3 protein-coding genes are annotated in these 26,597 nt (G+C 76.6%); all 3 read left to right on the top strand.

The annotated features are described in order from the left end of the window. Positions 1–73: 73 nt before the first annotated feature. Genes AB0D49_RS00660 through AB0D49_RS00650 form a run of 3 tightly spaced genes read left to right on the top strand, consistent with a single transcriptional unit; the run spans position 74 to position 26,572 of the window. Entirely contained in the window at positions 74–6,757 is a 6,684-nt protein-coding gene (locus AB0D49_RS00660) for an amino acid adenylation domain-containing protein (RefSeq protein WP_362748418.1), read from the top strand. After that, positions 6,754–11,337 carry an amino acid adenylation domain-containing protein gene (locus tag AB0D49_RS00655; protein ID WP_362748415.1) on the top strand — a complete coding sequence of 1,528 codons (4,584 nt, stop codon included), beginning with the start codon at positions 6,754–6,756 and terminating at the stop codon, positions 11,335–11,337. The genes AB0D49_RS00660 and AB0D49_RS00655 overlap by 4 nt, the downstream gene beginning before the upstream one ends. Positions 11,338–11,365: 28 nt before the next feature. Beyond that, positions 11,366–26,572 carry an amino acid adenylation domain-containing protein gene (locus AB0D49_RS00650; protein ID WP_362748412.1) on the top strand — a complete coding sequence of 5,069 codons (15,207 nt, stop codon included), beginning with the start codon at positions 11,366–11,368 and terminating at the stop codon, positions 26,570–26,572. The last annotated feature ends 25 nt before the right edge of the window (positions 26,573–26,597 follow it).

Here is a 26,597-nt window from a genome sequence, read left to right as displayed (position 1 = left end):
AGCCCCGTCCCCGATCGATCAGCGCGTCAGCAATCCCGGTACCCGAGAAGCGGTCGCCCGCGAAGGGGGAGACATGAACGGCACGTCGGTGGCAGCGCCGGGCTCGGTGCTGGAGTTGTTCCGCGCACGGCTCACGGCCGCGCCGGACGCGGTGGCGGTGACCGCCGGTGCGCGGGAGGTGTCGTACGCCGCACTGGACGCCGCCTCCGACCGGGTGGCCGGTCAGCTGCGGGGACAGGGCGTGCGGCGCGGTGACCGGGTGGCGGTGCGGCTGGAACGTTCCGCCGGGCTGATCGCCGCCCTGCTCGGGGTGTGGAAGGCGGGCGCCGCGTACGTCCCGGTGGACGGCGCGTACCCCGCCGAGCGGGTGGCGTACGTGCTCCGGGACGCCGCCCCGACGGTCACCCTGGACACCCTGGACGTCCTCGGCACCCCGGGCGTCCTCGGCACCCCGGGCGTCCTCGGCACCCCGGGCGTCCTCGACACCCCGGGCGTCCAGGGCGCCCACGGCGCCGACACCACCGCCGACGACCTCGCCTACGTCATGTACACCTCCGGCTCGACCGGGACCCCCAAGGGCGTGGCCGTGCCGCACGGGAGCGCCGCCGCGCTGGCCGGGGACCCGGGCTGGGCCGTCGGCCCCGGCGACGCCGTGCTGTTCCACGCGCCGCACGCGTTCGACATCTCCCTGTTCGAGGTGTGGGTGCCGCTGGCGAGCGGCGCGCGGATCGTCGTGGCCGACCCGGCGGCGCCGGTCGACGCGGCGGCCGTACGCCGTCATCTCGCGGCCGGGGTCACCCATGTGCACATCACCGCCGGGCTGTTCCGGGTGCTGGCGGACGAGGCGCCCGACTGCTTCACCGGTGCCCGCGAGGTGCTGACCGGCGGGGACGTCGTGCCGCCGGAAGCGGTCCGGCGGGTGCGCGAGGCGTGCCCCGGCGTACGGGTCCGCCATCTCTACGGGCCCACCGAGTCCACCCTGTGCGCCACCTGGCACACCATCGAGCCCGGCGCCGCCACCGGCTCGCTGCTGCCGCTCGGCCGTCCCCTCGCCGACCGGCGTGTCCATCTCCTGGACGCCGCCCTGCGCCCGGTGGCGCCCGGCGGGACCGGGGAGCTGTATCTCTCCGGTGCCGGGCTGGCGCGCGGCTATCTGGGCCGGGCCGCCCTGACCACCGAGCGGTTCGTCGCCGACCCGTACACGCCCGGCGCCCGGATGTACCGCACCGGGGACCTGGCCCGCCGTACCCCCGGTGGTGAACTGGTGTTCGCCGGGCGGGTCGACGCCCAGGTCAAGATCCGTGGCTTCCGGGTCGAACCCGGCGAGGCCGAGACCGCGCTCGCCGCCCTGCCCGGGGTCGCCCAGGCGGTCGTGGTGGCCCGCGAGGACCGGCCCGGCGACAAGCGGCTCGTCGGCTATGTCGTCCCGGACGTCTCGGCCGGGGAGCGCCCCGAGCCGGACGCCCTGCGCGAGCGGCTCGCCGCCACGCTGCCCGACTACCTGGTCCCGGCCGCGCTGGTCCTGCTGGACGCGCTGCCGCTCACCGTCAACGGCAAGGTCGACCACCGTGCGCTGCCCGCCCCCGAGTTCACCGCGAGTGAGAGCCGCGAGCCGCGTACCCCGGCCGAGCGGCTGCTCTGCGCCCTGTTCGCCGATGTCCTCGGCCTGGACCGGGTCGGCGTGGACGACAGCTTCTTCGAACTGGGCGGCGACTCCATCATGTCGATGCAGCTCGCCGCGCGCGGCACCCGCAAGGGCGTGGTCTTCGGCGCCCAGGACGTGTTCGAGCACGAGACCCCGGCCGCCATCGCCGCCGTAGCCACGCTGGAGGGGGCGGCCGGGGACCCCGCCACGCCCCGCGAGGACACCCCGCTGCTCGACCTCACCCCGGACGAGACCGCCGAACTCGCCGCGGCCGTACCCGACCTGGCGGAGGTCTGGCCGCTGACCCCGCTCCAGGAGGGGCTCCTCTTCCACGCCGCCTACGACGAGGGCGGACCCGATGTCTACGAGGGCCAGTGGGTGCTGGAGCTGCGCGGGCCGCTCGACGCGGACCGGCTGCGCACGGCCTGGCAGGGCGTGGCCGCCCGGCACCCCACCCTGCGCGCCGGTTTCCACCGGCTCACCACCGGCCGCCTGGTCCAGGCCGTCGAACACTCCGTACGGATTCCCTGGCGCGAGGTCGATCTCACCGGGCTCGACCCGGCCGAGACCGCGGCGCGGCTCGCGGCGACCGCCGAGCGGGAGCAGGCCACCCGCTTCGACCCGGCCCGGCCGCCGCTGCTGCGTCTGGTCCTGGTCCGGCTCTCCGCCGAGGTGCACCGGCTGATCGTGGTCACCCACCACATCCTCTTCGACGGCTGGTCCATGTCCGTCGTCCTGAAGGAGGCCGCCGCGCTGTACGCGTCCGGCGGCGACCCCGGCGCCCTCGCGCCCGCGCCCTCCTTCCGCGACCAACTGGCCTGGCTCGCCCGGCAGGACAAGGAGGCCGCCCGGACCGTGTGGCGGGCGGAGCTGGCCGGGGTGGACGAGCCGACCCTCGTGGACCCGCTGGAACGGGGCAAGGACTCGGCCGCCGCCGGACGGCTCACCCGGACCCTGTCCGAGGACACCACCGCCCGGCTGGTCGCCTTCGCGCGCGGCGCCGGACTCACCGTCAACACGCTGGTGCAGGGCGCCTGGGCGCTGGTCCTCGCCCGGCTGACCGGCCGCGGCGACGTGGTGTTCGGCGCGCCCGTCGCCGCCCGGCCCACCGAACTGCCCGGTGTGGAGGGCATGGTCGGGGTGTTCATGAACACCGTGCCGGTCCGGGTGCCGCTGGACGGCGAGCGGTCGGCGCTGGACCTGCTCACCGGCCTCCAGTCCCGGCAGTCCGCGCTGATCGGCGCCCACCATCTGGGCCTCGCCGAACTCCAGAAGCTGACCGGCTCGCGGTCCGCCTTCGACTCGGTGCTGGTCTTCGAGAACTATCCGCGCGCGACCGGCGACGAGGCGCCCCCCGGTGCCCCGCGCATGGAGCACCTCGCCACGGTCGAGGGCACCCACTACCCGCTCACCCTCGGTGTGGTCCTCACCGACCGGCTCGCACTGCGCCTCGCCCACCGCCTCGCCCTGTTCTCCGCCACCGAGGCGGCGGGCATCGCGGACGCCGTCGTCCAGGTGCTGGACCGGATCACCACGGAACCGTCGACCCCGGTGGGCCGCCTGGACATACCGCTGCCGGAAGCGGAGACCGGCGGCGCGGAAACCGACGTACCCGCGGAAGCCGACCCCCGGCCGTCCGGGACCCCCAGCCCCCTCCCGCCCCGGCGCTTCGCCGAGCAGGCGGCCCGTACGCCCGCCGCCGTCGCCCTCGTCGCGGGCGACCGTGAGCTGACCTACGGCGGGCTCGCCGACGCCGCCCGGCATCTCGCGCACCGGCTCACCGGGCACGGCGTCGGACCGGAGGCGCGGGTCGCCGTCCTCGCCCCCCGGTCGGTGGAGCTGATCACCGGACTGCTCGGCATCGCGCTGGCGGGCGGCGCGTATCTGCCCGTCGACCCGGAACACCCCGCCGACCGGATCGCGTTCGTCCTCGCCGACGCCGCCCCGCAGGCCGTGCTCTGCACCCGGGAGACCCGCGCGCTGGTGCCCCCCGGGTTCACCGGTCCGGTGCTGGACCTGGACACCGCTCCCGCGCGGGACCTGGACTCCGCCCGGCCCCAGGCGGCTCCTGTGCGGGACCTGGACACCGCCCCGCCCCAGGCGGCTCCCGCGCGGGACCTGGACTCCGCCCCGCCCCAGGCGGCTCCCGCGCGGGACCTGGACTCCGCCCGGCCCCCGGCCGCTCCCGTGCCGGGCCTGGACTCCGCCCCGCCCCCGGCGGCAGCCGCACGGCGCCTCGCGGACCCCGACCTCGACCCTGCCCCCGACCCCGACCCCGGCCCCGATCCCGACCACACCGCCTACGTCATCTACACCTCCGGCTCCACCGGCACCCCCAAGGGCGCCGCCGTCACCTTCCGGGGCCTCGCCGGTCTGATCGACGACCGCGTCCGGCGCTACCGCATCGGCGTGGACACCCGGCTCGTCCAGCTCGTCTCGCCCAGCTTCGACGTGTCGATGGGGGACATCTGGCCGACCCTGTGTGCGGGCGGGCGGCTGGTGCTGGCCCCGCCCGGCGGACACACCACCGGCGACGCGCTCGGCGAACTGCTCGCCGGGCAGCGGATCACGCACGCCGTGATGCCCGCCGTCCAGCTCACGCATCTGCCCGACCGGCCGCTTCCGGCGCTGCGGGTGCTGGTGTCCGGCGGGGACGCGCTCCCGGCGGAGACCCGGCGCCGCTGGGCCGGGCGCTGCGCGCTGCACAACGAGTACGGCGTCACCGAGGCGACCGTCGTCTCCACCGTCACCGCCCCGCTCACCGGGTCCGGGCCGCTGACCATCGGCGGGCCGGTCGACGGCGCCGGACTGCGGGTCCTGGACGGCTTCCTGCGGCCGGTGCGCCCCGGGGTGACCGGCGAGCTGTACGTCACCGGGACCGGCCTGGCCCGCGGGTACCTCGCCCGGCCGGGGCTGACCGCGCACCGGTTCGTCGCCGACCCCCGTACGCCCGGCGGGCGCATGTACCGCACCGGTGACCTGGTGCGCCGTACCCCCGGCGGTGAACTGCTGTTCGTCGGGCGGGCCGACGAGCAGATCAAGCTGCGCGGTCACCGGATCGAACTCGGCGAGGTCGAGGCCGCGCTCGCCGACCACCCGGACGTCGAACAGGCCGTCGCCGCCGTCCACGACGACCGGCTGATCGGCTACGCGGTGTCCGCCGCGGGCCGCGGCGCCGACCCGGTGGCGGTCCGCGCCCATGCCGCGCGCACCCTGCCCGACCACATGGTCCCGGCGGCCGTGACCGTGCTGTCCGCGCTGCCGCTGACGCCCAACGGCAAACTGGACCGCGAGGCGCTGCCCGCGCCGGACTTCACCGCCGTCGCGCTCGGCCGGGAACCCCGGACGGCGGCCGAGTCGGTGTTCTGCGCGGCCATCGCCGCGATGTTCGGGCTCGACCGGGTCGGCGCCGACGACAGCTTCTTCGCGCTCGGCGGCGACTCCATCACCTCGCTGCAACTGGTCACCCGCGCCCGGCAGGCCGGACTGGTGGTCACGCCCCGGCAGATCTTCGACGAGAAGACCCCCGAACGGCTCGCCCTGGTCGCCCGGTCCAGCACGGCGGACGACCCGGCGGCCGGGGCCGGCGCGGAGACCGGCGAGGTGCCCTGGACGCCCGCCGCGCACTTCCTCGGCCCCCGCGTCACCGGCCCCGCCTTCGCCCAGTGGACCGTCCTCGCCACCCCGCCGGGACTGCGCGCCGACGCCCTGACCGCCGCCCTCGCCGCCCTGGTCGACACCCACGCGGTGCTGCGCTCCCGGGTCGAGCACGACGGCGGCGACGGACTCGCCGCCCACCGCATGACCGTCGACGCGCCCGGCGGCACGGACCCGGCCGCGCTGCTGGCGCGGATCGACGCCCCCGCGCCGCCCGCCCCGCCCGCCGTACTCGCCGACGCCGCCGAGGACGCGGCGCGCGAGGCGGTCCGGGGCCTCGACCCGGCGGCCGGGCGGATGCTGCGGGCCGTCTGGCTGGACGCCGGGCCCGACCGGTCCGGCAGGCTCGTCCTCGCCGTCCACCACCTCGCCGTGGACGGCGTCTCCTGGCGGGTCCTCGTGCCCGATCTGCGGGCCGCGTACGAGGCGGCGGCCGAGGGGCGCACCCCGCGGCTCGACCCCGTCGCCACCTCCTACCGGCACTGGACCCGGCGGCTGGCCGCCGAGGCGCGGGCCCAGCACCGGACCGCCGAACTCCCCGCCTGGGCCGCACTGCTGCGTGACGCCGCGCCGCTGCCCGGCGTGCTGCCCCTCGACCCCGAGGCGGACACCGCCGGAACGGTCCGCCAGGACTCCTGGACCCTGCGCAACAACGACACCGCCACCCTCGTCGGACGCACCGCGGCGCTGTTCCACTGCGGGCCGCACGAGATCCTGCTCGCCACCCTCGCCGGGGCCGTCGCCCACTGGCGCCAGGACCCCTACGCGCCCGTCCTCATCACTGTCGAGTCCCACGGGCGGGCCGCGCCGGACGGCGCCGACCTGTCCCGGACCGTCGGCTGGTTCACCAGCGCCCACCCGGTCCGTCTCGACCTCTCCCGGATCGACCTGTTCGGGGCGATGGACGGCGAGGCGGCGGCCGGACGGCTGCTGAAGACCGTCAAGGAGCAGATCCGGGCCGTGCCCGGCGGCGACGGACTCGGCCACGGCCTGCTGCGCCACCTCAACCCGGACACCGCGCCCGTCCTCGCCGCGCTGCCCGTCCCGCAGATCGGCTTCAACTACCTGGGCCGGTTCGCCGCCCCCACCCGCCCCGGCGCCGCCGACCCGGCGATCCCCTGGGAACCGGCCGGACCGCGCGCCCTGTACAGCTCGGACGACCCGCGTATGCCCGTCCCGCACGCCCTGGAGGCCGGTGCCGTCATCCGTGACACCCGGCACGGCCCCCAGCTGACCCTGACCCTCGGCCGCCCGCAGCGCGTACTGGGCGATCCGGCCGTGGACACCCTCGGCCGGATCTGGCTGGCGCTGCTGCGCGGTCTCGCCGTCCACTCCGACCATCCCGCCGTCGGCGGCCACACCCCGTCCGACTTCCCCCTGCTGGACCTGGACCAGGACGAGGTCGAGCAGTTCGAAGCGATCGCAGCGGACCTCGAAGGAGGGCTCTTCCGGTGACGTCCACAACCCCGGTCCACGGCTCGGCACTCGCCGAGGCATGGCCGCTCTCCCCGTTGCAGGAAGGGCTGCTGTTCCACGCCCAGTACGACGGCCAGGGCCCCAGCCATGGACCCGGCCCCGGCCCCGATCTCTACACCCTCCAGCGCACCGACGCGCTGCACGGCCCCGTCGACGCCGGGCGGCTGCGGGCGGCCTGGCGGACCCTGCTGGCCCGGCATCCCGCGCTGCGGGCCAGCTTCCACCGCCGCGCGTCCGGCGCCACCGTGCAGCTCATCCCCCGGGAGGTCGCGCTGCGCTGGCGCGAGGTCGACCTGTCGGCCGACGGGACGACCGAGGAGGAGGCGCTCGCCGAGGTGCGGCGGCTGGCCGCCGAGGAGCGCGCCGAACGCTTCGACCTCACCAAGGCGCCCCTGCTGCGGCTGCTGCTGGTGCGGCACGCCCCCGACCGGCACTGGACCGTGCTGACGTCCCACCACATCCTGCTGGACGGCTGGTCGATGCCGGTGCTGCTCACCGAACTCGCCGCCCTCTACGCGGCGGACGGCGACCCCGCCGTGCTGCCCCCGGCGCCCTCCTTCCGCGACCATCTCGGCTGGCTCGCCCGGCAGGACCAGGACGCCGCCCGCGCCGCCTGGCGCGCCGAACTCGGCGACGGCGACGGCCCCACCCTGGTCGCCCCCGCCGACCCCGACCGCGCGCCGGTGCTGCCCGCCAAGCATGCCCTGACCCTCGCCGAGGACCTCACCGACGCCCTCGCCGGGCTCGCCCGCCGCCACGGCCTCACCGTCAACACCGTGCTCCAGGGCGCCTGGGCGATGCTCCTGGCCCGGCTCACCGGCCGTACCGACGTGGTGTTCGGCGCCACCGTCTCCGGCCGCCCCGCCGATCTGCCGGGCGTGGAGTCGATGGTGGGGCTGTTCATCAACAGCGTCCCGGTCCGGGTCCGGCTGGACGCCGACCGGCCCGTGCTGCGCACCCTGACCGAACTCCAGGAGCGGCAGTCCGCGCTCCTGGACCACCAGCACCTCAGCCTTCCCGAGATCCAGCGGGCGGGTGGGCCCGGCGCGGTCTTCGACACCATGCTGATGTTCGAGAACTACCCGCTGCCGCCCGACCGTCCCGACGCGCCCGGCGCCCTCGCCTTCACCCATGTCGAGGGCCACCAGGCCACCCACTACGCGCTCACCCTCGGGGTCATGCCGGGCCGTCCGACACGGGTCCACATCACCTACCGGCCCGACGCGTTCGACCCCGACGTGGCCCGCGACCTGCTGGGCCGGCTCGTCTGGGTGCTGGAACAACTCGTCGCCGACCCGCTGACACCCGTCGGCCGGATCGGGCTCGTCGGACAACTGGAGCGCGGGCTCGTGGTGGACGGCTGGAACGCCACCGCCGGGGAGGACCCGCCCGCCGACTCGCCCCTGGACCTGTTCCGCGCCCGGGTGGCGGCGGACCCCGACGCGGTCGCCGTGTCCGAGGCCGGGCGGGAGCTGTCGTACGCCGCGCTGGACGCCGCCTCCGACCGGGTGGCCGCCCGTCTGCACGGCCGGGGTGTGCGGCCCGGTGACCGGGTCGCCGTGCGGCTGGAACGTTCCGCCGGGCTGGTCGCCGCCCTGCTCGGGGTGTGGAAGGCGGGCGCCGCGTATGTGCCGGTCGACAGCGCGTATCCGCCCGAGCGGGTCGCGTTCGTGCTGCGGGACTCCGCGCCCGCCGTGACCCTGGAGTCGGTGGAGGACGTCGGGGCTGCGGCGCCGCCCGTCCTGGAGCCGGACGGGGACGACCTCGCGTACGTGATGTACACCTCCGGGTCGACGGGCACGCCGAAGGGGGTCGCCGTGCCGCACCGCGGAGCGGCGGCGCTGGTGGGGGAGAGCGGCTGGGGCGTGGGACCCGGTGACGCGGTGCTGTTCCACGCGCCGCACGCGTTCGACATCTCCCTGTTCGAGGTGTGGGTGCCGCTGGCGAGCGGCGCCCGGGTGGTCGTCGCGGAGCCCGGAGTCGCCCTGGACGCCGCCTCGGTCCGCGCGCACATCGCCGCCGGGGTCACCCATGTCCATCTCACCGCCGGGCTGTTCCGGGTCCTCGCCGAGGAGGCGCCCGACTGCTTCCGGGGCGTCCGGGAGGTGCTGACCGGCGGTGATGTCGTGCCCCTCGCGTCCGTCGAGCGGGTCCGGGCGGCCTGCCCCGAGGTCCGGGTCCGCCACCTTTACGGGCCCACCGAGGTGTCCCTGTGCGCCACCTGGCATCTGTTCGAACCCGGGGAGCAGCAGGGCGCGGTGCTGCCGCTGGGCCGGCCGCTGAACGACCGCCGGGTGTACGTCCTCGACCCGTTCCTCCAGCCGGTGCCGCCCGGTGTGACCGGGGAGCTGTACATCGCCGGGTCCGGGCTCGCGCGGGGCTATCTGGGGCGGGCCGGGCTGTCGGCGGAGCGGTTCGTGGCCTCGCCGTTCGGGGCGGGGGAGCGGATGTACCGCACCGGGGACCTGGTGCGCTGGACCACCGCCGTGGAGCTGGTCTTCGTCGGCCGGGCCGACGCCCAGGTGAAGATCCGCGGCTTCCGGGTCGAACCCGGCGAGGTGGAGGGCGCGCTCGCCGCCCTGCCCGGTGTCGCCCAGGCCGTGGTGATCGCCCGTGAGGACCGGCCCGGCGAGAAACGGCTCGTGGGCTATGTGGTGCCCGGCCCCGGGGCACCCGGTCCCGACGCCCTGCGGGAGCGGCTCGCGGCCACCCTGCCCGACTACATGGTCCCGGCCGCGCTGGTGGTGCTCGACGCGCTGCCGCTCACCGTCAACGGCAAGGTCGACCACCGGGCGCTGCCCGCCCCCGAGTTCGCCTCCGCCGCGGGCCGGGAGCCCCGCACCCCCGCCGAGACCGTGCTGTGCGCGCTGTTCGCCGAGATCCTCGGGCGGGACGCGGTGGGCGTCGAGGACAGCTTCTTCGAGCTGGGCGGCGACTCCATCATGTCGATGCAGCTCGCCGCCCGCGGCACCCGCCGGGGCGTGGTCTTCAGCGCGCAGGACGTGTTCGAGCACGAGACCCCCGCCGCCATCGCCGCCGTCGCCCGGCTGGAGTCGGCCAGCGCGGACGACCGCGACGGCGACACCGGGCCGGTCCCGCCGACCCCGGCCGTCACCGCCGCCGGACCGGCCGCCACCGGACCCGGGTTCGCCCAGTGGACGGTGGTCGGCGCCCCGCCCGAGCTGGGTCTGGAGACCCTCACGGCCGGGCTCGGCGCCCTGCTCGACACCCACGGCATGTTGCGCGCCCGGGTGACGGAGGGGCACCGGCTGGAGGTCGGGGAGCGGGGCGCACCGGACCCGGCCGACCTGATCTCCGTGCTGCGCGTCACCGACCCCGCCGAAGTGGACCCGGCCGCCATCCGCGCCGCCCGCGCGGCGGCCGGGCGGCTCGATCCGGCGGCCGGGGCGATGGTCCGGCTGATCTGGGTCGACGCCGGACCCGGACAGGTGGGACGGCTGGTGTTCGTGGCCCACCACCTCGTGGTCGACGGGGTGTCCTGGCGGGTCCTGCTGCCCGATCTGCGGGCCGCCTGCGAGGCCGCCGCCGAGGGCCGCCCGCCCGCCCTCGACCCCGTCGCCACCTCCTACCGCCGCTGGGCCGCCCTGCTGGAGCGGGCCGCGCTGCACCCGGACCGGGTCGCCGAACTCGACGGCTGGCGAGGCGTGCTGGGCGACGGCGACCCGCTGATCGGCAGCCGCACCCTCGACCCGGCCCGCGACACCGCCGCGACCGCCGAACGGCACACCTGGACCCTGCCCGCGCCCCAGGCCCGGGTGCTCGTGGAACGCACCCCCGGGGTCTTCCACTGCGGTGTCCACGAGGTGCTCCTCGCCACCCTCGCCGCCGCCGTCGTAGAGTGGCGCACCGGTACGAACCGTATGAACGGCGCGGACCATGACGTACTGGTGGATGTCGAAGGGCATGGGCGGACCGCGCCGAACGGGGCCGAACTGTCCCGCACGGTCGGCTGGTTCACCGAGGTCCACCCGGTCCGGCTCGATCTCGCCGGGGTCGACCTGGCCGGTGCCGCCGACGGCACACCGGCCGCCGGAGCCCTTCTGAAGGCCGTCAAGGACCAGACGCGGACCCTGCCCGGACCCGACGGACTCGGCTACGGACTGCTGCGCCACCTGAACCCCGACACGGCCGCCGTGCTGGCCGCGCTGCCCGCCCCGCAGATCACCTTCAACTACCTCGGCCGCTTCCCGGCGCCCGCCCCCGAACCCGCCCCCTGGCAGCCCGCCGGACCCGGCGCGATCGGCGGGGCGAACGCCCCCGACCTGCCCGTCCGACACGTCCTCGGCGCCGGAGCCGTGATCCGCGACAGCGCCGCCGGACCCGAACTCTCCCTCATGCTCACCCACCCGGCCGGTCCGCTCGACACCGCCGCCGCGACCCGCCTCGGCCACCACTGGCTGCGGCTGCTCGGCGGACTCGCCGCCCACACCACCGACCCGGCGGCGGGCGGCCACACCGCCTCCGACTTCCCGCTCCTCGACCTCGACCAGGACGACGTCGACGAGCTGGAGGCCGAGTTCGCCGACGAGACCCCGTGACCCAGCCCGCTGTGAGGAGAGTTACGCGATGACCCGATCCCAGGTCGAGGACGTCTGGCCGCTGTCGCCGCTCCAGGAGGGCCTGCTCTTCCACGCGGCCTACGACAGCGACGGCCCGGACGTCTACCAAGGGCAGCGGCTCCTGGACCTGGACGGCCCGGTGGACGCCGGACGGCTGCGCGCGTCCTGGCAGGCGCTCGCCGACCGGCACCCGGTGCTGCGGGCGGGCTTCCGGCGCCGCAAGTCCGGCGAGGCCGTGCAGGTCGTCGCCCGCGCCGCCGAACTGCCCTGGCGGACCGAGGACCTCAGCGGACTCGACCCGGCGGCGGCCGAGGCGCGGGCCGCCGCACTGGCCGCCGAGGACCGCGCCCACCGCTTCCAGCTCGCCGCCCCGCCGCTGCTGCGGCTGCTGCTGCTGAGGCTCGGCGCCGACCGGCACCGGCTGATCGTCACCAGCCACCACCTCATCATGGACGGCTGGTCCATGCCGGTCCTGCTGCACGAACTCACCGACGTCTACGCCCACGGCGGCGACGCCTCCCACCTGCCCGCCCCCCGCTCCTACCGCGACTACCTCGCCTGGCTCGCCCGGCAGGACAAGGACACCGCCCGCGCCGCCTGGCGGACCGAACTCTCCGGCGTGGACGAGGCGACCCTCGTCGCCCCCGCCGACCCGTCCCGCGACCCGGTGCTGCCGCGCAGCCTGATCGCCGACCTCCCCGAGGACACCACCGCCCGGCTGACCGCCGCCGCACGGCAGCACGGCCTCACCCTCAACACGGTCGTCCAGGGCGCCTGGGCGATGGTCCTCGCCCGGCTGTCCGGCCGCACCGACGTGGTGTTCGGCGCCACGGTCGCCGGACGCCCCGCCGACCTGCCCGGCGTCGAGCAGATGATCGGCATGTTCATCAACACCCTGCCCGTCCGGGTCTCGCTGGACGCCGGACGGCCCGCCGCCGACCTGCTCAAGGACCTCCAGGCCAGGCAGTCCGCGCTGATCGCGCACCAGCACCTCGGACTCGCCGAGATCCAGCGGCTGGCCGGACCCGGCGCCGGGTTCGACACCCTCGTCGTCTTCGAGAACTACCCCCGCCCGCCCGAGCGGCCCGCCGCCCCCGACGCCTTCACCCTGCGCTTCGCCGCCGGACAGGAGACCGCCCACTACCCGCTCACCCTGGTCGCCGTCCCCAAGGACCGGATGCTGTTCAAGCTGGACTACCGCCCCGACCTCTACGACGACACCACCGCCGGGGCCGTCTTCCAGCGGCTCGTCCGGGTCCTGGAACAGCTCGCCGCCGATCTGCGCACCCCCGTCGGCCGGATCGACGCGATCCCCGCCGCCGAACGCGCCCGGGTCACCGCCCACGGCACCGCCCCCACCGCCCCGCCCCCCGGCGACAGCGTCCTCGCGCTCTGGCACCGGCAGGTCGCCGCCGCGCCCGCCGCCGTCGCCGTGACCGACGGCGGACACCAGCTCACCTACGCCGCCCTCGACACCGCCGCCGACCGGCTGGCGGCCCGGCTCACCGGCCTGGGCGTGGGCCGCGGCGACCGGGTCGCCGTCGTCCTGGACCGCTCCGCCGGACTCCTCGCCACCCTGCTCGCCGTCTGGAAGACCGGCGCGGCCCATGTCCCCGTCGACACCGGGCACCCCGCGGAGCGGATCGCCCGGCTGCTCACCGACTGCGCCCCGGCCGCCGTCGTCTGCGACCCCCGCACCCGGGCCCTGCTGACCGAGGACCCGCCCGCCCCGCTCCTGCCGCTCGACGACACCCTCTGGAGCGGCGGCCCGGCCCCCGCCGTACGCCCGGCACTCGACGGCGACGACCTCGCCCATGTGCTGTACACGTCCGGGTCCACCGGGACGCCCAAGGGCGTCGCCGTGCCGCACCGCGCCGTCGCCTCGCTCGTCGGGGACCTCGGATGGGGCACCCGGTCCGGGGACGCCGTGCTGTTCCACGCGCCGCACGCCTTCGACATCTCCCTGTTCGAGCTGTGGGTACCGCTGGCGAGCGGCGCCCGGGTGGTCGTCGCCGAGCCGGGCACCGCCCTGGACGCCGCCGCCGTCCGCAAGCACCTCGCCGCCGGGGTCACCCATGTCCATCTCACCGCCGGGCTGTTCCGGGTCCTCGCCGAGGAGGCGCCCGACTGCTTCGCCGGCGCCCGCGAGGTGCTGACCGGCGGGGACGTCGTCCCCGCGCGGGCCGTCGAACGGGTCCGCGCCGCCTGCCCCGAGGTCCGGGTACGCCATCTGTACGGCCCCACCGAGATCTCCCTGTGCGCCACCTGGCACCTCGTGGAGCCCGGCGACCGCCCGGCCCCCGTGCTGCCCGTCGGACGCCCCCTCACCAACCGCCGCGCCCATGTCCTGGACGCCTTCCTCCAGCCGGTGCCGCCCGGTGTGACCGGCGAGCTGTATCTCGCGGGCGCCGGACTGGCCCGCGGCTACCTGGGCCGGGCCGCGCTGTCCGCCGAACGGTTCGTCGCCTCCCCGTTCACCGCCGGGGAGCGCATGTACCGCACCGGCGACCTCGCCCGCTGGAGCGACGACGGCGAACTCCTCTTCGCCGGACGGGCCGACGCCCAGGTCAAGATCCGCGGCTTCCGGGTCGAACCCGGCGAGGCCGAAGCCGCGCTGGCCGCCCTGCCCGGCGTCGCCCAGGCCGTCGTCGTGGCCCGCGAGGACCGCCCCGGCGACAAGCGGCTCACCGGCTATCTCGTCCCGGACGGCGAGGCGCCCGACACCGCGCTGCTGCGCGAACGGCTCGCCCGGCTGCTGCCCGACTACCTCGTCCCGGCCGCGCTGATCGTGCTCGACGCGCTCCCGCTGACCGGCAACGGCAAGGTCGACCACCGCGCGCTGCCCGCCCCCGACTTCGCCGTCCTGGCCACCGGCCGCGCCCCCCGCACCGACGCCGAACACATCCTGTGCGCGATCTACGCCGAGGTGCTCGGCGTCGCCCGCGCCGGAGCCGACGACGACTTCTTCCATCTCGGCGGGGACTCCATCACCTCCCTCCAGGTGGTGTCCCGGGCCCGCCGCGCCGACCTGGTGCTGACGCCCCGCCAGATCTTCGAACTGCGCACGCCGGAACGGCTGGCCGCCGCCGCCCGCCCCGCGTCGGCGGCCCGCACCGACGCCGCCGACGCCACCGGCGACCTGCCCTGGACGCCGGTCATGCGCGCCCTCGGACCCGCCGCCGCCCGTCCCGGCTTCGCCCAGTGGGCGGTGGTCACCGCCCCGCCCGCGCTCGGCCTCGACCTCCCGGCCACCGTGCTCGGCGCCCTCCTCGACACCCACCCCATGCTCCGCGCCCGCACCGCCGACGGCGCCCGGCTCACCGTCCCCGCGCCCGGCACCGCCGACCCGGCCGCCCTGGTGACCCGGGTCGCCGTGGACGACGGCGAGGACGGCGAGGACGGCGAGGATCTCGACGCGGCTGTGGGACGCGCCGCCCGCGCGGCGGCCGACCGGCTCGACCCGGCGGACGGCCCCCTGGCCCGGCTGGTGTGGGTCGACGCCGGACCGCACCGCGCCGGACGGCTCGTCCTGGTCGTCCACCACCTGGTGGTCGACGGCGTGTCCTGGCGGGTCCTGCTGCCCGACCTGCGGGCCGCCTGCGAGGCCGCCGCCGACGGCCGGACCCCCGCGCTGGACCCCGCAGGCACCTCCTTCCGCCAGTGGGCCGCCCTCCTGGAGACCGAGGCCCACGCCCCCGCCCGGCTGGCCGAACTGGACGCCTGGCGCGGCGTCCTCGCCGACGGCGACACCCCGCTCGGCGCCCGCCCCCTCGACCCCGCCCGCGACACCGCCGCCACCCTGCTCCACCACACCTGGACGCTCCCCGCCGACCAGGCACGGGCCGTCGTGGACCACGCCCCCGGGACCTTCCACTGCGGCGTCCACGAGGTGCTGCTCGCCACCCTCGCCGGGGCCGTCGCCCGCACCCGCCCCGGCGGCACCGACGGACCCCTGCTGGTCGACGTCGAGAGCCACGGCCGCGCCGCGCTCGCCGACACCGACCTGTCCCGCACCGTCGGCTGGTTCACCGCCTCCCACCCGGTCCGCCTCGACCCCACCGGTATCGACCTCGGCGACGCCCTGACCGGCGGACCGGCCGCCGGCGCCCTCCTCAAGGCCGTCAAGGAACAGTCCCGCGCCCTGCCCGGACCCGACGGACTCGGCCATGGACTGCTGCGCCACCTCAACTCGGACACCGCGCCCGAACTGGCCGCGCTGCCCGCCCCGCAGGTCGGCTTCAACTACCTGGGCCGCTTCCCCGCCGCCACCGGCGAGGACGCCCTGTGGCAGCCCGCGGGACCGGCCGCGCTCGGCGGCGCCATGGCCCCCGGCACCCCGCTCCAGCACACCCTGGAAGCGGCGGCCGTCGTCCGCGACACCGCCGACGGACCCGCCCTGACCCTCACCCTCAACTGGGCCGCCGGCGTCCTCGACACCGCCACCGCCGAACGCCTCGGCGCCACCTGGCTCGCCCTGCTCACCGCGCTGACCACGCACCTCGCCGACCCGGCGGCGGGCGGCCACACCCCGTCCGACTTCCCGCTGCTGCCGCTCACCGGATCCGACGTGGCGGAGCTGGAGACGGCCGTCCCCGGCCTCACCGACGTCTGGCCGCTCTCCCCGCTCCAGGAGGGCCTCCTCTTCCACACCGCCTACGACGACGGCCAGGGCCCCGACGTCTACGCCACCCAGCGCGTCCTGGACCTCACCGGACCCTTGGACGCCGACCGGCTGCGCCGCTCCTGGAACGCCCTCGTCACCCGCCACGACATGCTCCGCGTCAGCTTCCACGAACTCGCCGACGGCCGCAGCGTGCAGGCCGTCACCGCCACCGCCGAGCCCCGCTGGCGCGAAGCCGACCTCACGGGCACGACCGGAGAGGGCGAGGCCGAGGAACTCGCCCGCCAGGAGCGCGCCGAACGCTTCGACCTGACCGCCGCCCCGCTGCTGCGGCTGCTCCTCATCCGGTTCGGCGAGCGCCGCCACCGCCTGGTGCTCACCTCGCACCACATCCTGCTGGACGGCTGGTCCACCCCCGTCGTGCTCGCCGAGGCCGCCCGGATCCACGCCGCGGGCGGCGACCCGGCCGCGCTGCCCCCGGCGCCCTCCTTCCGCGACCATCTCGCCTGGCTCGCCCGGCAGGACAAGGACGCCGCCCGCGCCGCCTGGCGCGCCGAACTCGCCGACGCCGACGAGCCGACCCTCGTCGCCCCCGCCACCGGCAACCGGGGCCCGGCGGCCACCGAGGGCGACTCGGTGCTGCTGCCCGCCCCGCTCACCGACGCCCTCACCGCCGTCGCCCGCGCCCACGGCCTCACCCTCAATACCCTCGCCCAGGGCGCCTGGGCGCTGGTCCTGGCCCGGCTCGCCCGCCGCACCGACGTGGTGTTCGGGATCTCCGTCGCGGGCCGCCCGCCGGAGCTGCCCGGGGTGGAGTCGATGGTCGGCATGTTCCTCAACACCCTGCCGGTACGGGTCCGGCTGGACGGGGCGCAGCGCGTGCTGGACCTGCTGACCGGGCTCCAGGAACGGCAGTCCGCGCTCCTCGCCCACCAGCACCTCGGCCTCGCCGAGATCCAGTCGCTGTGCGGCCCCGGCGCGTCCTTCGACACCCTGCTGATGTTCGAGAACTACCCCGGCGAAGCCGCCCCCGCCGCCCCCGCCGACGACCCGGACCGGCTCACCGTCGAACGCGTCAGCACCCGCGCGGGCACCAGCTACCCCCTCGCCGTCGGCGTCATGCCCGGCGACCGGATGCGGCTGCACATCACCTACCGCCCCGACCTGTTCGCCCACGACGAGGCCCTCCACCTGGCCCGCCAGCTCGAACGCGTCCTGGAGCGGATCGCCGCCGACCCCACCGTCCTGGTCGGCCGCCTCGGCATCACCGCCCCGCTGGAACACGGACTGGTGGTCGCCGGGTGGAACAGCACGAACTCTTCCGCCGGGGAGGACCAGCCCGCCGCCTCGCCCCTCGACCTGTTCCGGGCCCGGGTCGCGGCGGACCCCGACGCGGTCGCCGTCTCCGAGGGCGGCCGGGAGCTGTCGTACGCCGCGCTGGACGCCGCCTCCGACCGGGTGGCCGGACATCTGGCGAGCCGTGGCGTGGGCCGGGGCGACCGGGTCGCGGTCCGTCTGGAGCGGTCCACCGGGCTCATCGCCGCCCTCCTCGGAGTGTGGAAGACGGGCGCCGCGTATGTGCCGGTGGACGGCGCCTACCCGGCCGAGCGGATCGCGTTCGTCCTCGCGGACTCCGCGCCCGCCGTCACGCTGGAGTCCGCCGAGGCGGCCGAGGGCGGGGCGCCGCCCGCCGTGGAGCCGGACGGCGACGACCTCGCGTACGTGATGTACACCTCCGGGTCGACCGGGACGCCGAAGGGCGTCGCCGTCCCGCACGCGAGCGCCGCAGCCCTGGTGGCGGACGGCGGCTGGGGCGTCGGACCCGGCGACACGGTGCTGTTCCACGCGCCGCACGCCTTCGACATCTCCCTGTTCGAGGTGTGGGTGCCGCTGGCCACCGGCGCCCGCGTGGTGATCGCCGACCCCGGCACCGCCGTGGACGCGGCGGCGGTCCGCGCCCACCTCGCCGCCGGGGTCACCCATGTCCACGTCACCGCCGGGCTGTTCCGGGTCCTCGCCGAAGAGGCACCCGACTGCTTCGCCGGGGCGCGGGAGGTGCTGACCGGCGGTGACGTCGTCCCGCCGGAGGCCGTCGCCCGGGTCCGGGCCGCCTGCCCCGAGGTCCGGGTCCGGCACCTGTACGGGCCCACCGAGGCCGCGCTGTGCGCCACCTGGCATGTGCTGGAGCCGGGCGAGGAGACCGGCCCGGTCCTGCCCGTCGGCCGTCCCCTCGGACGCCGCCAGACATATGTCCTGGACGCCTTCCTCCAGCCGGTGCCGCCCGGTGTGACGGGCGAGCTGTACCTCGCGGGCGCCGGACTGGCCCGCGGCTATCTGGGCCGGTCGGCGCTGTCGGCGGAGCGGTTCGTGGCCTCGCCGTTCGCGGCGGGGGCGCGGATGTACCGCACCGGGGACCTGGTGCGCTGGTCGGACGACGGGGAACTGCTCTTCGCCGGACGCGCCGACGCCCAGGTCAAGATCCGTGGCTTCCGGGTCGAACCCGGCGAGATCGAGACCGCGCTCGCCGCCCTCCCGGGGGTCGCCCAGGCGGTCGTGGCCCTCCGCGAGGACCGGCCGGGCGAGAAGCGGCTCGTCGGCTATGTCGTCCCGGATGTCTCAGACGGTGAGCAACGCCCTGAGCCGGACGCCCTGCGCGAGCGGCTCGCCGCCGCGCTGCCCGACTACATGGTCCCGGCCGCGGTCGTGGTGCTCGACGCGCTGCCGCTGACCGTCAACGGCAAGGTCGACCACCGGGCGCTGCCCGCCCCCGAGTTCACCGCGAGCGAGAGCCGGGCGCCCCGCACCCCGGCCGAGAAGCTGGTCTGCGAACTCTTCGCCGACGTGCTGAACCTGGAGCGGGTCGGCGTCGAGGACAGCTTCTTCGAGCTGGGCGGCGACTCCATCATGTCGATGCAGCTCGCCGCGCGCGGTACCCGCAAGGGCGTGGTCTTCAGCGCGCAGGACGTCTTCGAGCACGAGACGCCCGCCGCCATCGCCGCCGTCGCCCGGCTCGCCGACGACACCCCGGCCGTGGACGCGTCCGCCGCCGACCCGGGCGGCGAGGTGCCCTGGACGCCGGTCATGCGCGCCCTGCGCGAGCGTGCCCCGCGCGCGCTGGAGACCGGCGGACTCGCCCAGTGGGCGGTGGTGGCGGTCCCGCCGGACCTCGGCGAGGAGACCCTCACCGCTGGTCTGCGGTCCCTGCTCGACTCCCACGACATGCTCCGCGCCCGCGTCGAACCGGGCGAGTCGCCCCGGCTGCTCGTCGCCGAGCAGGGGGCCGGGGACGCCGGGGCGCTGGTCAGCCGGGTCGCGGCGACCGGGGGGACGGGCGACCCCGCCCACGAGACCGGTCCGGCCCGACCCTCGGGTACGGCCGACGCGCCCGACGTCTCGGACGCGCCAGGCGTCTCCGGTGCCTTCGACGCGCCCGGCGCCTCCGATGCCTCCGAGGCGCCCGCCGTCTCCGACGCGCTCGACGCATCCGACGCATCCGGTGCCTCCGCCGCGCCCGACGCCTCCGATGCCTCCGAGGCGCCCGCCGTCTCCGACGCCTCCGATGTGCCCAGCGTCTCCGACGCGCCCGACGCGCCCGACGCGCCCGACGCGCCCGACGCGCCCGACGCGCCCGACGCCTCCGACCCCGTTGACGCGTCCCACGTCCCCCCCGCCCCCGACACCCCCCGCTCACTCGACGCGCTCGCCGAGCAGGCCGCCCGGGACGCGGTCCGGCGGCTCGACCCCGTCGCCGGGGCCGTCGTCCAGGCCGTGTGGGTCGACGCCGGGTCCCGTCCGGGACGGCTGGCGCTGGCCGTGCACCACCTCGCCGTCGACGCCGTGTCCTGGCCGGTGCTGCTCGCCGATCTGCGGGCCGCCTGCGAGGCCGTCGCCGCCGGGCGGACGCCCGAGCCGACGCCCGCCGGGATCTCCTTCCGCCAGTGGGCCGGACACCTCGCCACCGAGGCCCGCACCGAGACCCGTACCGCCGAACTGCCCCGCTGGCGGGAGCTGCTGGGCGCGGGCGAGGGAGCCGGCCGCGTCGGACGGATCGGTGCCCGCCCCCTCGACCCCGCCCGGGACACCGCGGCCACCGTCCGCCGGACCACCTGGACCGTGCCGCCCGAGCAGGCCCGCGCGCTGGTCAACCGCGCCCCGAACGCGTTCCACTGCGGGGTCCACGAGGTGCTCCTCGCCACCCTCGCCGGAAGCGTCGCCCACACCCGCGACGACGGGTCCACCGCCGTACTGGTGGACATCGAGGGCCATGGCCGGGAGGCGGTCGGCGGCGCCGACCTGTCCCGTACGGTCGGCTGGTTCACCAGCGTCAAGCCCGTACGGCTCGACGCGGCCGGGATCGATCTGCGGGCCGCGCTGGACGGCTCACCGGCCGCCGGGGACCTGCTGAAGACGGTGAAGGAGCAGGTCCGTTCGCTGCCCGCCGACGGGCTCGGCTTCGAACTGCTGCGGTACCTCAACCCGGACACCGCGCCCGAACTGGCCGCGCTGCCCGTCCCGCAGATCGGCTTCAACTACCTGGGCCGGTCCGCCGCGCCCACCGGCGGACGGCACGCCGAGCCCTGGCAGCCGACGAGCGGCATCGGCGGCTCCGTCGACCCGGCCACCCCCGTCAAGCACGTGGTGGAGGCGGGCGCGACCGTCCGGGACACCCCGGACGGGCCGGAACTGACCCTCAGCCTCAGCTGGGCCGGTGAGGTGCTCGCCGCCGCCGACGCCGAAGCCCTCGGCCGGACCTGGCTGGCGCTGCTGCACGGACTCGCCGTCCACTGCGACCACCCCGCCGTCGGCGGCCACACCCCGTCCGACTTCCCGCTGCTCGACCTCACCCGGGGCGAGGTCGCCGAACTCGACGCGGCCGTGCCCGCGCTGGCCGACGTCTGGCCGCTGTCCCCGCTCCAGGAGGGCCTCCTCTTCCACGCGGCCTACGACGAGCAGGGCCCCGACGTCTACGAGGGGCAGCGCTGGCTGGAGCTGACCGGACCGCTGGACGTGGCCCGGCTGCGCGCCTCCTGGCAGGCGCTGGTCGCCCGGCACGCCACCTTGCGGGCCGGGTTCCGCGAGCTGGAGTCGGGCCGGTACGTGCAGACCGTCGCCCGGGAGGTGGCGATCCCCTGGCGGAGCGAGGACGTGTCCGCGCTGCCCGAGGTGGAGGCGCTCGCCGCGTTCGAACGGCTCGCCGCCGAGGACCAGGAGCACCGCTTCGACCTGACGGCCGCCCCGCTGCTGCGGGTGCTGCTGGTGCGGATCAGCGAGCGGCGCCACCGGCTGGCGTTCACCAGCCACCACATCGCCTCCGACGGCTGGTCGCTGCCGGTGATGGTGAGCGAGGTGGCCCGGCTCTACGAGGCGGGCGGCGCCGCCCGCGCCCTGCCGCCCGCCACCTCCTACCGGGCCTACCTGGAGTGGCTGGCCCGGCAGGACAAGGAGGCCGCGCGCGCCGCCTGGCGGGCGGAGCTGGCCCCCGTGGACGAACCGACGCTGGTGGTCCCGGCCGACCGGGTCACCGACCCGGCGGAGCCCGAGCGGGTCGTGTACGAGCTGGACGAGGAACTCGGGCGGCGGCTGGTCGCGCTCGGCCGCAGCCGGTCCCTCACCCTGAACACCCTGCTCCAGGGCGTGTGGGCGGTGCTGCTGGCCCGGCTGACCGGCCGCACCGACGTGGTGTTCGGCACGACCGTGGCCGGCCGGCCCACCGAACTGCCCGGCGTGGAGTCGATGGTCGGGCTGTTCATCAACACCCTGCCCGTACGGGTCTCCCTGGACGGCGGACGGACCCTGCTGGAGACCCTCACCGACCTCCAGGAGCGGCAGGTCGCGCTGATGTCCCACCAGCACCTGGGACTCACCGAGATCCAGCGTCTGGCCGGTCCCGCCGCCACCTTCGACACCCTTGTCGTCTACGAGAACTATCCGCGCCCCCCGCTGGGCTCCGACGACCCGGACGCGCTGTCCATCAAGCCCGCCGGGACCCCCGAGGACGCCGGGCACTATCCGCTGACCCTGGTCGCGGTGCTGGAACAGGACCGGGTGCGCGGCGACTTCGTGTACCGGCCCGACGCGTTCACCCGCGCCGACGTCGAGGACCTCCTCGCCGCCCTGGTCCGGGTCCTCGGACAGCTCGTCGACGACCCGCACACCCTGGTGGGACGCCTTGAGGTGACCGGCCCCGCCCAGCGGGCCCTGGTGACCGGCACATGGAACGCCACCGCCGCGCCCCGTGAACCGGCCGCGCTGCCGGCGCTGTTCGCCGCGCAGGCCGCCCGCACCCCGACCGCGACCGCCCTGGTCGGCGCCGACCGGGAGGCGACCTACGCCGAACTCGCCGACGCGTCCGGCCGCCTCGCCCGCCACCTCCGCGACCTCGGGGTCACCGCCGAGACCCGGGTGGGACTGCTGCTGCCGCGCTCGGTGGGCCAGGTGACCGCGCTGCTCGCGGTGGCCCACGCGGGCGGCACGTTCGTCCCGCTCGACCCGGCGCTGCCCGCCGACCGGATCGCCCATCTCACCGCCGACGCCCGCCCCGCCGTCCTGCTGTGCACCCCCGGCACCCGGGCCGCCGTACCCGACGGCTGGTCGGGGCGGATCGTCACCCTGGACGACACAGGCGGTGTGGTCCGCGTGGACGGCGCCGACCTGCCGGACCGGCCGCTGGAACCGGTGCCGGTCCCGCCCGAGCAGGCCGCCTACGTCATCTACACCTCCGGCTCCACCGGCACTCCGAAGGGGGTCGTCGTCCCGCACGCCGGTCTGGGCAATCTGGCCGCCGCGCAGATCGACCGGTTCGCCGTCGGCCCGGACGCCCGGGTGCTCCAGCTCGCCTCGCTGGGCTTCGACGCGGCCGTGTCCGAACTGCTGATGGCCCTGCTGTCCGGGGCCGCCGCCGTGGTCGCGCCCGCCGAGACCCTGCCCCCGCAGGTGACGCTGACCCAGGCCCTCACCCACTGGGACATCACCCATGTCACCGTCCCGCCGAGCGCCCTGGCCACCGCCGACGAGCTGCCCGAGCGGCTGCGCACCCTGATCGTCGCCGGTGAGGCGTGCCCGCCCGCGCTGGCCGACCGCTGGTCCGGCACCCGGCGGATGATCAACGCCTACGGGCCCACCGAGACGACCGTCTGCGCGTCCATGAGCCCGCCCCTCACGCCGGGCGCCGACCCCGTACCCATCGGCCGCCCCATCGCCAACGGCCGTACCTACGTCCTGGACGCCTTCCTGCGGCCCCTGCCGCCCGGCGCCACCGGCGAGCTGTACGTGGCCGGGGCCGGGGTCGCCCGGGGCTATCTCGGCCGGACCGCGCTGACCGCGTCCCGGTTCGTCGCCGACCCGTTCACCCCCGGCGGCCGGATGTACCGCACCGGCGACCTGGCCCGCTGGACCCCCGACGGGCTCCTGGAGTTCGCCGGACGCGCCGACACCCAGGTCAAGGTGCGCGGCCACCGCGTCGAACCCGGCGAGATCGAGTCCGTGCTCGCCGGACACCCCGGGGTCGCGGCGGCGGCGGTCGTCGCCCGCGAGGACACCCCGGGCGACCGGCGCCTGGTCGGCTATGTCGTGCCCGACACCGCCGACCGAGACCCGGACCGCGACCAGCGCGTCGCCCGCGACCAGGTCGGCGAGTGGCAGGTGCTGTACGACACCGTGCACGCCGAGCCCACCGACGCCGCGTTCGGCGAGAACTTCGCGGGCTGGAACAGCAGTTACGACGGTGAGCCCATCCCGCTCGCCGAGATGCGCGAGTGGCGGGAGCGGACCGTCGACCGCATCCGGGAACTGCGGCCCCGCCGCGTCCTGGAACTCGGCGTCGGCACCGGACTGCTGCTGTCCCGGCTGGCGGGGGAGTGCGAGGAGTACTGGGGCACGGACTTCTCCGCCCCGGTCGTGGCCGAACTGCGCCGCCAGGTCGACCTCGACCCCGCGCTGGCCGCCAAGGTCCAGCTACGGGTGCAGGCCGCCGACGAGCCCGCCGGGCTCCCCGAGGGTCACTTCGACACCGTCGTCCTCAACTCCGTCGCCCAGTACTTCCCCAACGCGGACTATCTGCGGGACGTCCTGGCGAAGGCGCTGGCCCTGGTGGTGCACGGCGGCGCGGTCTTCGTCGGCGACGTCCGCGACCACCGGCTGCTGCGGTCCTTCGCGACGGCCGTGGAGAGCGCGCGGGCCACGGACCGGGCCGACCTGCCCGCCCTGCGCCGGGCCGTGGAGCAGAACCTCACCCTGGAGAAGGAACTCCTCGTCGACCCCGGGTTCTTCGCCGCCCTCGGCGCCACCCTGCCCGACCTGGCGGGCGCGGACATCCGGCTCAAGCGGGCCGCCCACCACAACGAGCTGAGCCGCCACCGCTACGACGTCGTGCTGCGCCGCACCGGCACCACCCCCGTCCGGTCCGCCGCCGACGCCCCCGCCCTGGCCTGGACGGACACCGACGGCACCGCCGACGCGCTCGCCCGCCACCTGGAGCGGACCCGCCCGGACCGGCTGCGGCTGACCGGCGTGCCCAACACCCGGGTCGCGCACGAGGTCGCCCTCGCCCGCGCCCTGGACGACGGCACCACCCCGGCGTCCGAGCCGCCCGCCGCCCCGGACGTCGAGGAGCTGTACGCCCTCGGCGACCGCCTGGGCTACTGGACCGGCGTCACCTGGTCCGCCACCGCCTCGGACGCCGTGGACGCCGTGTTCGTACGGGCCGAACTGGCCGCCGAGGCCCCGGTGGTCGACCTGTACCCGGCGCCCGAACCGCCCCCCGCGGCCTGGACCAACGACCCGGCGGCCGGACGCGGCACCGGCGCCCTGCTCGCCGAGTTGCGCACCCGCCTCGAACAGCGGCTGCCCGCCTACATGGTGCCGACCGCCCTGGTCCCCCTGGACCGGCTGCCGCTCACCGCCAACGGCAAGCTCGACCGGCGCGCCCTGCCCGCCCCCGACTTCGCGGGCCGCGCGGGCGGACGCGACCCCCGCACCCCCGCCGAGGAACTGCTGTGCCGGCTCTTCGCCGAGGTGCTGGGTCTGGAGCGGGTCGGGGCCGACGACAGCTTCTTCGCGCTCGGCGGCGACTCCATCACCTCCATGCAGCTGGCCTCCCGGGCGCGCCGCGAGGGCGTGGTGCTCACCCCGCGCCAGGTGTTCGTGGAGAAGACCCCGGAGCGGCTCGCCGTGCTCGCCGAGGCGGCGGCGACCGAGGAGACGGCCGTCGGCGAGGTGCCGTGGACCGCGCCCATGCGGGCGGTGCCCACCGCGGGGGGCGGGCCCGTCCAGTGGCTCGCCCTCACCGCCCCGGACGGTCTCGACCAGGACGCCCTCACCGGCGCGCTGCGGGCCGTCCTGGACACCCACGCCATGCTGCGCTGCCGGATCGGCGCCGACCTGGTCGTCGGGGAGCCCGGACAGCCCGACGCCGCCCGGCAGATCGAGCGGCCCGACGCGGGCGACCGCACCGACGAGGACCTCGCCCGCGAGGCGGCCGGACACCTCGACCCGGCGGCGGGCGACCTCGTACGGCTGCTGGTACTGCCCGGCGCGGACGGCCCCGGACGGCTGCTGCTGGTGGTGCACGAACTGGTCGTGGACGCCGGGTCGTGGCGGACCCTCGCCGCCGATCTCCGCTCGGCGTACGAGGCGGTCGCCGCCGGGCAGCCGCCCGCGCTGGACCCGCCGGAGATGTCGTACCGGCGCTGGGCCCGGCAGCACACGGAGCAGCCCGAGGCGGCTCCCATACCCGCCGTACGGCCCGGCGAGGGGTCCGAGGCGGCTCCTGTACCCGCCGTACGGCCCGGCGAGGAGTCCGAGGCGGCTCCTGTACCCGCCGTACAGCCCGGCGAGCAGCCCGAGGCGGCTCCCCGGCCCGCCGCCGTCCCCGGCGACGACACCCACGCCGACCGTGCCCCCGCCGACCCCACCTCCGACGACCGCGCCCACGCGACCTGGTCCCTGCCGCCCGGCGTCACCGCCGTCCTCACCGACCGCACCCCGGCCACCTTCCACTGCGAGCCCGCCGAAGTGGTGCTGGCCGCGCTGGTGGGCGCGCTGGCCGGGACCGGGCCGGTCGCGCTGGAGGTGGAGACCGAGCCCGCCGTACGGGAACCGGCCCGTACGGTAGGGCGGTTCGCCCGGCCGGTCCCGGTCCGTGTCGAGCTGGACGGTCTCGATCTGCGCGGCGCACGCGCGGGCGGCGGGGCCGCCGGGGAGCTGCTCAAGGCGGTGAAGGAACAGACCCGGACGGAGTCCGCACCGGACCCGGCCGCCGTCGCCTTCCGCTACGACCCGCACCCCGTCCCCGTCCCCGGCGCCCCCTGGCAGCCGCTGGACCGGCCCGGCACCACCCGGCCCCCGGCGCACCCCGTCGAGGCGGTCGCCGGACTGCGGGACACCCCCGACGGACCGGAACTCACCCTCGCACTGCACGGCCCCGCCGCCGGTCTCGCACCGCTCGGCCGGGCCTGGCACGCACTGCTCGGCGGCCTCGCCGCGCACACCGACGACCCCGCCGCCGGCGGCCACACCCCCTCCGACTTCTCCCTCCTGGATCTCGCGCAGAGCCAGATCGAGGAGCTGGAGGCCGGACTCGCCGACGACAAGTGACCGCACCCGACCGCATGTTGCTGTG

The organism is Streptomyces sp. NPDC048290 (assembly GCF_040652095.1).
Lineage (GTDB): Bacteria > Actinomycetota > Actinomycetes > Streptomycetales > Streptomycetaceae > Streptomyces.
The sequence above is the reverse complement of the archived record's forward strand: the minus strand, read 5'-3'. Positions and strand labels throughout refer to the sequence as shown.

Coding starts and splice junctions, on each gene's coding strand:
- AB0D49_RS00660 (WP_362748418.1), top strand. CDS start 74: ATGAACGGCACGTCGGTGGCAGCGCCGGGCTCGGTGCTGGAGTTGTTC.
- AB0D49_RS00650 (WP_362748412.1), top strand. CDS start 11,366: ATGACCCGATCCCAGGTCGAGGACGTCTGGCCGCTGTCGCCGCTCCAG.